Genomic DNA, 2,926 nt, shown 5'->3' on the forward strand with positions numbered 1-2,926 from the left:
GCTTGCCAGATAGGCCGGATCATCAATATCCATAACCCTCAGAATGTGCTTGAAGCCCACCTCTTTGATGGGTTTCAGGATATTCCTTCCCTTGTTCACGGTTTTGGCAAAGCTCAAAACTTCTTTCATCAGGTCATCAAGATGACAGGCCTTAAATACGGCTTTATGGGCCTCCAATTCCACGGCTGTGTAACGTTTGCCGGTCAACTGGGCCTCCAGGGACAGATGACCAGGCAGGGCTTTTTTGATGAGGGCGTCCATGCCCGGCATAAAAGGGATATGGATGTCCACTTCTGGAAAGCAGAAAAAGCCGCGGTCGGTGCGCATAAAGCGGAAGTCGAAAGCACAGGCCATGATGGCCCCCCCGGCAAAGGCATGGCCGTTAATGGCGGCGATGGTGATCAGGGGATAGGTTAAAATGCGGCGCAGGAGCTTCATGATCGTTGCCGAAAACCGGTTCCCCATTTCGGGGTTTTCGGTCACCGCGGCACTCAACCAATCCAGGTCGATCCCGTTGGACCAGATTTTGGAGTCGGCGCTTTTGACCACCAGGACGGTGGCTGCGGTTTGGGTCTCGATTTCATCCAGAATTTTTAAGAAGTCTTCCAGAAAAGTGATGGTGAACCGGTTTTCACCGCTGTTCATAGTCAACACAGCTACATGATCATCCAACTGATACTCAAATAGGGCCATCGTTAAAATATCCTTTCTAATTTAGTACGAAAATAGATTTTGTGCCTACCAGCCTATTTTCATGATTGGTGGTGCCACGCCCCCAAAGGCGGGGCATGGCGGGTTAGTAGTAATAAGTTATAGGTCCCTAGGACCGGAACAACATTGAAAAAGCCCGGCGTTCCACAAGAGGGCTCTTTTGGCTTAAGCGATCGAGAAAAATAATAGACCGGTCGTCTACAACTGTCAAGTTGTTTTTAGACTCTCCTTCTCAGTTTGTTTTTAATAATGCTTGACATCCGAACCCTTCCTGGTTATAATTCCTTCATTATCAGTTGGAAGTTCTTGTCAAAAGCTCCGGAAGCCGAATCTATCAGGCCGTGCCTGGGGCATTATGAGACTTTTTAAAAAGGTTTAATGTAGGTCTCACAACAGCCAAGTTCTATCGGACAGTAGTACAGCCTGAGCGGCGGTTTCACCGGCAACCCCTCCGTATTCATCCTAAAGTCCTCCAAATTTATCATCAACCAGCCGGATCAATCCATTGGGCGACCTTTGCCTTTTTTAGGGAAAGCCGGCCCGAGGAAAAAGGAGATCTATGTCATTTTCATCTTTTGCACTTCACCCCCAACTATTAAAGGCCCTTGAGGAAAAGGGTTTTCATCAGCCCACTCCGATTCAGGAACTGGCCATCCCCGCCCTTCTACAGGGCCGTGATGTCATGGCTTCGGCCGTCACGGGAAGCGGCAAAACGGCCGCCTTTTTACTTCCCATCCTCCATCAATTGATCGAACAGCCCCGGGGAAAAACAAGGGTACTGGTTCTGGTTCCCACGCGGGAGCTGGCCGTACAGATTGCCGAGCATCTTCATGATCTGGCCTTGCATACCTCTTTAAAAGGTGCTGCCGTCTACGGAGGGGTCTCTCCCCTTCCGCAGGAACAAGCTTTTAGAAAGGGAGTGGATTTTGTGATTGCCACGCCCGGCCGCCTTCTGGACCTTATGCGCAACAAATACGCCAAGATGGACGGGCTTAGTCATCTTATTCTCGATGAAGCCGACCGTATGCTCGATCTGGGGTTTCTGCCTGACATCCGCCGCATTCTGGAAAGCATTCCGAAGAAACGTCAGACCCTTTTCTTCTCGGCCACGCTTCCCCCGCCGATCGTTGCCCTGGCCAGGGAGATGCTCAATAACCCGGTTTCTCTCAATATCACGCCGAAACCGACAACGGCGGCACAAATCACCCATGTGGCCTATCCTGTGGCGCATGAATTAAAATCGACCCTCCTGCTCGCCCTGCTTAAACAGAGTGCGACCAAGAGCGTTCTGGCTTTCACCCGGACCAAACACCGGGCCAACCGGTTGGCCGACTTTCTTGAAAAACACGGGGTGTCCTGCGCCCGAATACACGGCAACCGTAGTCAGAGTCAGCGGACCGAGGCCCTGGCCGGATTCAAACGGGGGAGGTTCCGGGTCCTGGTGGCCACGGACATCGCCGCCCGGGGAATCGATGTGGAAGCCATTGGTCTGGTCTGCAACTTCGACGTGCCCCACCTGGCCGAAGAGTATGTTCACCGGGTTGGCCGGACCGGCCGGGCCAGCGCTTCAGGAGATGCCTGTACCCTGGTTTCCCCTGATGAGGAGCACACTTTCCGATCTATCGAACAGAATCTTGGAAGGCGAATGCCACGGGAGACGGTCCAGGGATTTGATTATAAGAAAAAACCTTCGGAACGTTTTGAAATCCCTCTTAATGAGCGGATTGCCGCCATCCGAACCCGGAAAGCCGGAGAACGGGCCCGCCACAAAGAAAAAGAAAGAGGGGAATCGAGAGATCACAGGCAAACCAGATCAAAAGGTTCGGACTCCGAAGCCCGGGAAAACAGCACCATTTTCGGGTTTTCCAGGGGAAAAGGAACGTCCTTAAGACGGTCTTCCCTGCAGGAACGATCGCGGTAGGCATCGAGAATTCAAACCCGCTGTAATTAAAACCTGAAGAATCCTCTATAGTTCTGCAGGGGTCAGTTTAAATTTGATCCCTGCAGATTGAGGAGAATATATTCATACCTTGGCTGAAAAGGGGCAATAGGTTGAACTTCGGGGATGTTTTGAATTTGACAATAAACCCCGTTAGATTATAATCATCGTCAAAAAAAATCATATTAGAAAAGGAGACAGCATGGACACCGAGAAAATAATGGAAAATTTATTTAAGGAATTGGGGGCGGCCTTGGAAGCGATATCGACCGCCAA

Annotated in this window: 2 protein-coding genes; one reads left to right on the forward strand and one right to left on the reverse strand. The window is 51.0% G+C overall.

Features of this window, described 5'->3' with window-relative positions; genetic code table 11:
- On the reverse strand, positions 1 to 693 hold a 693-nt coding region (locus ACYC56_RS14160; protein ID WP_461374819.1), incomplete at its 3' end, for an enoyl-CoA hydratase/isomerase family protein.
- A gap of 577 nt (positions 694 to 1,270) precedes the next feature.
- Between ACYC56_RS14160 and ACYC56_RS14165 the strand changes: the two genes are divergently transcribed.
- Entirely contained in the window at positions 1,271 to 2,632 is a 1,362-nt protein-coding gene (locus ACYC56_RS14165) for a DEAD/DEAH box helicase (RefSeq protein ID WP_461374820.1), read from the forward strand.
- Positions 2,633 to 2,926: the final 294 nt, after the last annotated feature.

The organism is Candidatus Aquicultor sp., assembly GCF_054640775.1.